A 6147-nucleotide genomic window follows, 5' to 3' on the forward strand; every position below is an offset into this window, starting at 1 on the left:
CCGGTGCCGGAACCGACAATGGCCAGAATCTTGGACATGGCCGACGGGGTTGGCCTGTCGCGTTGGTCGTCGGTTCTGCAAGCCAAGCCGCGCACGGATTTCGGCGGTCTTGTCTGGCTATCGCGCGGGCTTGCCAAGCAGTTGCGCCTGAAGCGGAAGAAGGGCCGGTTGCAGCAGGAGCCGCCCGCCACACCTTGGCGCGGCAGATCGGCCGCGCGCAAGCCTCAAGCAGCATCGGCGCCTTTGGTGTTTTCGCAGGCCATCGCCTGTCCGCAAACGACCGGCGACATGATGCTCGAAATCACCGTCAGGATCGGCGTTCCGCCGGTCCGGCGCCGCATCGAGATGGAGATCAATGACGGTGGCGAGCATATTGCCCGCCTGCGCGCCATGGCCATCAGCCGGTCCGGCAGGGAACGCGTGCTGCATTTTCGCGGCAAGGTGACTCTCGGCGGCGCGCGAGTTGCCTTGACGCTCGAGGCGCGACCATCGCGACAGTTTCGCGAGTGGAACGACGCGGCCACGGTGGCCGCCTATGGCGCCTTGCCTTTCCAGTTGCTGTCGGCGGATTTCTTTCCGGTCGGCTGAAGGAAGGCCCACCCGGCAGCTATAAGGCGTCGGGAGTGATCAGCCTCAAGGATGGGAAATAGGTCTGGTAGCGGCCGACATCACGGGTCAGAAGCGGAAGCTTGGTGACGGCGGCATGTGCGCCGATGAAGAAGTCAGGCAAGACGCCGGTCCTCGATCCTCCCGATCGGCGGTATTGCGTGAATACCTTTCCAGCAAGGAAAAGGGCGGCTCTTGGCATCGGAGCCATTTCGAGACCGGCCGCATCCAGAAATGCCTCAAGATCCTCGATTCTGATGTAGCGAACGGCAAGTTCTGCATAGACCGCATCATTGATCAACAATGGCCCATCGAGGCTTGCCGCCTCGAGTTGCGCGATCGACCAGCCCGCCCAATTGGGATCGTCCGTAACAAGGTCGAGCAGAACGTTGGTGTCGACGAACGTCACGCTCCGCCACGCGTCAGCGCCATGATAGCCTCGGTCGTGAGCCCCTCGCCGGCATGGCCGCGCAGATTGGCGAAGCGGCTCGCAGGCGGCTTTCTGTCAACCCGAGCCAACACCACGCTGCCATCGGCGGCGCGCCGGAAATCGACTCTGCTGCCCGGGACGATCCCCAGGAGGTCGCGGACGGGTTTGGGAATGGTCACTTGTCCCTTTGCCGTGACGGTGGTGGCCATCTTCACTCCTTGGTAATACCATATTCCGACAAGGTATTACCTCATCGGTCGATTTTCAAGGCTTGAAGCATCGTGTCTCTACCGAACCGCCAGAGTCCGTTCAAACTCCGTAGCGTTCGGTGCGAATGATTTCCGCTGCAACGCCGGCATTGATCAGCGCTTGGGCGGCCGCGGAAACGAAGGCGTTGGAGCCGCAGACGAAGGCGATGCCAGGCGGCTCCGGCAGCCGCGTCATGGCTTGAACCATCATCGCGACGTCTACCCGCCGCGCATAGTCGGCCGGGCGGCGTGCGGCTTCGCGCGTCAGTGTCAGCATCAGGTCGAAGCCGTCCTGGCGTTCGTCGAGGGCGATCAACTCGTGACGAAAGATCACTTCGTCCCAGACCCGGACCGAAAAGACCAGGACGACGGGCACCGCTGAATTATGCGCGGCGCGGTGGCGGAGCATCGACATCAAGGGCACGACGCCCGAACCGCCGCCGACCAGAACAAGCGGTCCACTCTCATCCTCCGGCCAGACGAAATGCCCGCCAAGCGGCCCGCGCAGTTCGATTTCATCGCCCACTGCCGCGACCTCGTGGAAGAAGGGCGAGACCTCGCCATCGTCGAGTTTTTCGATCGCCAGTTCGATTGCGCCGCTCGTTTCGGGCGCGGAGGCGATGGAATAGGAGCGGCGCGCCTGATAGCCGTCCGGCGCCGTCAGCCTGACGTCGACATGCTGCCCGGCGCGATAGGCGAAGGGCCGAGACGGCTGGAAAAAGAAGCTGGTGACACGCGGCGTGCGCTTTTCGATGCGGACGATGCCGGCTGTTTGCCAGGGCGACTGCACTGCCGCCGCATCGCTCATGGATCGTCCGTGTAGCGCTGCTCGCGCCATGGGTCGCCATAGATATGGTAGCCGCGCAATTCCCAGAAACCGGGCTCGTCTCGCGTGGTGAATTGCAGGCCGTTCAACCATTTGGCCGACTTCCAGAAATAAAGATGCGGCACCAGCAGCCTTGCCGGGCCGCCATGGTCCGGTGTGATCGGCTTGCCTTCGTAGAGCAGCGCCACCATGGCCTTGCCGGCGGTGAGGTCCTTGACCGGCACGTTGGTGGTGTAGCCGTCGAACGCGTGCGCCAGCGTGAAGCCGGTCGGCGGCTCCACACCCGCATCGGCAAGGATATCGTCGACCAGCACGCCCTGCCACGGCGTGTCGAACTTGGTCCATGCTGTCACGCAATGGATATCGCGTGTCATCTTGGTCATCGGCAGCGCGTTGAACTCGGTCCAGTTCCATTTCTTGATCGGGCGTGGCCCATGTTTCAGCGTGAAAGACCAATCCTCGGTACGCACGCGCGGCGTCGGACCGGCCGACAGCACCGGAAAACCCTGTTCCAGATATTGGCCCGGCGGGATGCGGGCATCGCCATCGGCTGGCGGGCGCCGTCCTGAAGAGAAACCTCGGGTGACCATAGCGGCAATCCCCATGCAATCAGGCCACTATCGGCCTGACGCAATGTTCTCGAAGATGCCGTGACGGGCAACCGAAATCTTGACGGGCGGAGACCGGCGGGACCGTCACCGATGGACCTGCCGCTCCGCGTTCCCGTCAACAGCAGTTCTCAGCCACTGGCAAAAGGCACCGCGATGTACATTTGAGCGTCGCCACGCTCGACCAGCAACAGGACCGATTTCCTGCCGGACTTGCCGGCCAAGGCGATCGCCTGGGTTACCTGCCTGGCGTTCTTGACCGGCACCTGATTGACGGCGACGATGATGTCGCCGGCCTGTATTCCGGAAGCGGCGGCCGCTTTGTCGGGGTTGACGCTGGCAACCACCGCGCCGTGCTGCTTGCCGGCTAGGTTCATCTGCTGGCGAATGTCGGGCGTTATATCCATCAAGCCGAGCCCTATCGCCGGAGCGCGCCCGGCGCTCGGCGCGTCGGACCCGTCGTCCAGCGACGCGGTCTTCGCATCGGCGCTGTTTTGGCCGACATCGACGGAAATCCGCATCGGCTTGCCTTTGCGCCAGACATCCACCGTTTCCCTGGCGCCCGGCGCGACATCGGCGACCGCCCGCGACAGGTCCTTGGGATCCTTCACGTCCTGCCCGGCAAAGCTGGTGATGACGTCACCCGTCTCGACGCCGGCCTTGGCCGCCGGCGAACCGTCGTTGACCTCTGAAACCAGCGCGCCGCCGGAATGGTCGAGCCCGATGGCGCTCGCGACATCGGGTGTCACCTCCTGTATCTGAACGCCGAGATAGCCGTACTGGATGGAGCCGCCCTTCATCAGCTTGGCGACCACCTTCTGGGCCTGATCCGACGGAATGGCAAAGCCGACGCCGACGCTGCCGCCATTGGGTGAATAGATCGCCGTGTTGATGCCCACGACATTGCCGGCGACATCCACCAGCGGACCGCCGGAATTGCCGTGGTTGATCGGCGCGTCGATCTGGATGAAATCGTCGAACGGGCCGCTATGCAGGTCACGGCCGCGCGCCGAGACGATACCTGCCGTGACGGTGGTGCCGATGCCGAACGGGTTGCCGAAGGCCAGCACCTGGTCGCCTGGCATGAGCTTGTCGGAATCACCCCATTTGACGGTCGGCAGGGGTTTGTCTGACTTGACCTTGAGTACGGCGAGATCGTTCTTGGCATCGCGGCCGACAAGCTTGGCCGGAAGTTCGGTGCCGTCGTCGAGCGTCACCTTGATCGAAGAAGCACCATCGATGACGTGGTTGTTGGTGACGACGGTGCCATCCGCGCCGACGATGAAGCCGGAACCCAGCGCCTCGGCGCGCTGCGGTTGCTGTTGCGGCGGCGTCTTGGGCGTCGGCATGCCCTGGTCACCGAAGAACTGGCGGAAATAGTCATCGAAGGGCGAGCCGCCGTCGAAAGGAGATGCATCGCTCATCGTTTCAGGCTGTGCCTTCATGACGGTGGTGACCGTCACCACCGCCGGCTTGTCGGCGGCAACGATGGGGGCGAACGAGCCATTGGGCGCGGTGATGCCGGCGACAGGCGTCTGGGTTGTCGGAATGGTGTTGCCCTCGCCTTGGGCGAAAGACATGACGAAGGGGGATATGATCAGCGCAGCGCCCAGCAAGGCCGCGACGCGATGCCTACGAAGGATATCTGACATGGTCGTTTGTCCGGGCGAGAGTTGATCCAGCGCCGTGGCCTCTCCCGTGCGGGGAAATCGGTCATCGGCGTGTCGAGGTCGCAATTGCCCGTCTCGCCTACATGGCAGCCAACCGGATCGACGGCCTTGCATCTAGGGCGCGGATTCGCCCGATTTAGGGTTTTAGGGCGACCTTACGAAGATTTAATATCCGCACGGCGGCAGGGCCGCAAAGTCGTCGGGCGGCACCTTGCTGTCTCGCTGGAGCCTCAGCCACCGGCGCTTCGCTCGAGATAGGCCGTGGCAATCTCGCGCATGCGCTTGCCGTCGAAGCTCGGTCCGTGTCCACCATGACCGATGCGGATCGGCAGGTCCAGCAGGCGCCGCATCGTGCTGACATAGGCGGCTCGGTCGGAATCCGGCAGGTCGTCGATCAGCATGGCGTCATAGATGGCATCGCCGCTGAAGAACAGGCCGTCGACCTCGTCGAACAGCGCGATCGAATCCGGTGAATGGCCCGGCAAATGCAGCACGCGAAATTGCCGGTCGCCAAGATCGACGACATCGCCCTCGTCCAGGGTTCGCGTCAACGGCGCGGGCGGGATCCTGTAGTCGGCCGACTTCCATCCAGGCGCCGGCGGTTTCGAGACGGCACCCTCGAGGTCATGAAACATGTAGGCGTAGGTCGCGGCCTCATCCATGGTCTCGAACCGAGCCGCGCTCATCCTTGGCCCGGCCCGCAACGGGAATTCATGCAGCGAGCCGACGTGGTCGAGATGGATGTGGGTGGCAACGACCAGCAGCGGCTTGCCCTCCGCCGTCTCGATCTGCGGCGCCAGCGGACAGATGCCCATGCCGGTGTCGACGAGCAGGTCGGCATCGCGACCGCGCAGATGCCAGATATTGGCCCGAACATAGGCATGGACGAAGGGCTCGGTCAGCATCGTCGTCTTGTCGTCGACGACGCTCCTGCTGAACCAGTCGGGCATCACCTGTGAGCCGGGCATCAAGTGTGAGCCCGGCATCAGACGAAGGGCTTCCCGACCTTGTACTTTTCCGGCACCAGCCGCTTGAGATAGGCCATGCCGGCATCCGACAGCTGATTGACATCGGGCTTCATGAAATCGTCCGGCATGTGGCGTGTCTTGCCGGCGACGTTCTTGAGCGGCACTTTCTTCAGCACCGTTCTGGTGCCGTCATATTGCAGGGCCACCGAGCCGCCGCCCTGTTCGGCGACGGTGACGGCGAAAGCGCCGGCATCGAACGCCTCCTGCGCGTCGACCGCGCTGATGGCGCCGATATAGCCGCGCGGCATGTAGCCGAGCGCATCGACGCGGGCCCGCTTGCCCGGCAGGCCTTCCGCCAACGCGCGCTCGAGTGCGGCCGGCAGGTCGCTGCCCGACAGCTTGACGTTGCCGTGCGCGTCGCGCTCAAGCTGGTCCGGCGGCACCAGGCTTTCGACCAGTGCCTTGCCGTCGGCGGTGCTGACCCCTTCCGAAACGGCGACGATGCAGCGCTTGTGGCGATCGAGCGTGGCGCGGACGTCGTCGATGAAGCCGGCGGCCGAGAATGGGCGCTCGGGCACGTAGACGAGGTGCGGGCCGCTGTCGGGGTCGAGCTGCCAGGCAGCGGCAGCCGCGGTCAGGAAGCCGGCATGCCGGCCCATGACGATGCCGACATAGATGCCGGGCAGCGCACGAAAATCGAGATCGACCGACAGGAAGGCGCCGGCGACGAACTCGGCCGCCGAAATGAAGCCCGGCGTGTGGTCGTTTTCCTCGAGATCATTGTCGATGGT

8 protein-coding genes are annotated in these 6147 nt (G+C 64.1%); 1 reads left to right on the top strand and 7 read right to left on the bottom strand.

The annotated features are described in order from the left end of the window. The first annotated feature begins 18 nt into the window (after positions 1-18). Entirely contained in the window at positions 19-588 is a 570-nt protein-coding gene (locus EN984_RS18965; protein ID WP_245480082.1) for a hypothetical protein, read from the top strand. Between the two features lie 19 nt (positions 589-607). Here EN984_RS18965 and EN984_RS18970 read toward each other — a convergent pair whose 3' ends face one another. The 7 genes from EN984_RS18970 to EN984_RS19000 all read right to left on the bottom strand — a co-directional run. Beyond that, on the bottom strand, positions 608-1015 hold the full coding sequence (locus tag EN984_RS18970) for a type II toxin-antitoxin system VapC family toxin (RefSeq protein WP_127267349.1): 408 nt from the start codon (positions 1013-1015) through the stop codon (positions 608-610). Continuing rightward, entirely contained in the window at positions 1012-1245 is a 234-nt protein-coding gene (locus EN984_RS18975) for an AbrB/MazE/SpoVT family DNA-binding domain-containing protein (protein WP_127267350.1), read from the bottom strand. Before EN984_RS18975 ends, EN984_RS18970 begins: the two co-directional genes overlap by 4 nt. A gap of 100 nt (positions 1246-1345) precedes the next feature. Beyond that, positions 1346-2092 (bottom strand): FAD-binding oxidoreductase, encoded by a 747-nt coding sequence (locus tag EN984_RS18980; RefSeq protein ID WP_127267351.1) that lies wholly within the window; start codon positions 2090-2092, stop codon positions 1346-1348. Then, positions 2089-2700 (bottom strand): sulfite oxidase-like oxidoreductase, encoded by a 612-nt coding sequence (locus EN984_RS18985; RefSeq protein ID WP_127267352.1) that lies wholly within the window; start codon positions 2698-2700, stop codon positions 2089-2091. Before EN984_RS18985 ends, EN984_RS18980 begins: the two co-directional genes overlap by 4 nt. Positions 2701-2849: 149 nt before the next feature. Continuing rightward, complete coding sequence (locus EN984_RS18990) at positions 2850-4370, bottom strand: DegQ family serine endoprotease (RefSeq protein WP_127270205.1); 1521 nt, start codon at positions 4368-4370, stop codon at positions 2850-2852. Between the two features lie 248 nt (positions 4371-4618). After that, the gene (locus tag EN984_RS18995) at positions 4619-5338 is read right to left on the bottom strand and encodes an MBL fold metallo-hydrolase (protein ID WP_127270210.1); all 720 of its coding nucleotides are present in this window, start codon (positions 5336-5338) and stop codon (positions 4619-4621) included. A gap of 35 nt (positions 5339-5373) precedes the next feature. Then, on the bottom strand, positions 5374-6147 hold a 774-nt coding region (locus EN984_RS19000), incomplete at its 5' end, for a 6-phosphofructokinase (RefSeq protein ID WP_127383880.1).

The sequence above is a fragment of the Mesorhizobium sp. M7A.F.Ca.CA.004.12.1.1 genome, assembly GCF_003997835.1.
Taxonomy (GTDB): Bacteria; Pseudomonadota; Alphaproteobacteria; order Rhizobiales; family Rhizobiaceae; genus Mesorhizobium.

Coding starts and splice junctions, on each gene's coding strand:
- EN984_RS18980 (WP_127267351.1), bottom strand. CDS start 2,092: ATGAGCGATGCGGCGGCAGTGCAGTCGCCCTGGCAAACAGCCGGCATC.
- EN984_RS18965 (WP_245480082.1), top strand. CDS start 19: ATGGCCAGAATCTTGGACATGGCCGACGGGGTTGGCCTGTCGCGTTGG.
- EN984_RS18990 (WP_127270205.1), bottom strand. CDS start 4,370: ATGTCAGATATCCTTCGTAGGCATCGCGTCGCGGCCTTGCTGGGCGCT.
- EN984_RS18995 (WP_127270210.1), bottom strand. CDS start 5,338: ATGCCCGACTGGTTCAGCAGGAGCGTCGTCGACGACAAGACGACGATG.
- EN984_RS18985 (WP_127267352.1), bottom strand. CDS start 2,700: ATGGTCACCCGAGGTTTCTCTTCAGGACGGCGCCCGCCAGCCGATGGC.
- EN984_RS18975 (WP_127267350.1), bottom strand. CDS start 1,245: ATGGCCACCACCGTCACGGCAAAGGGACAAGTGACCATTCCCAAACCC.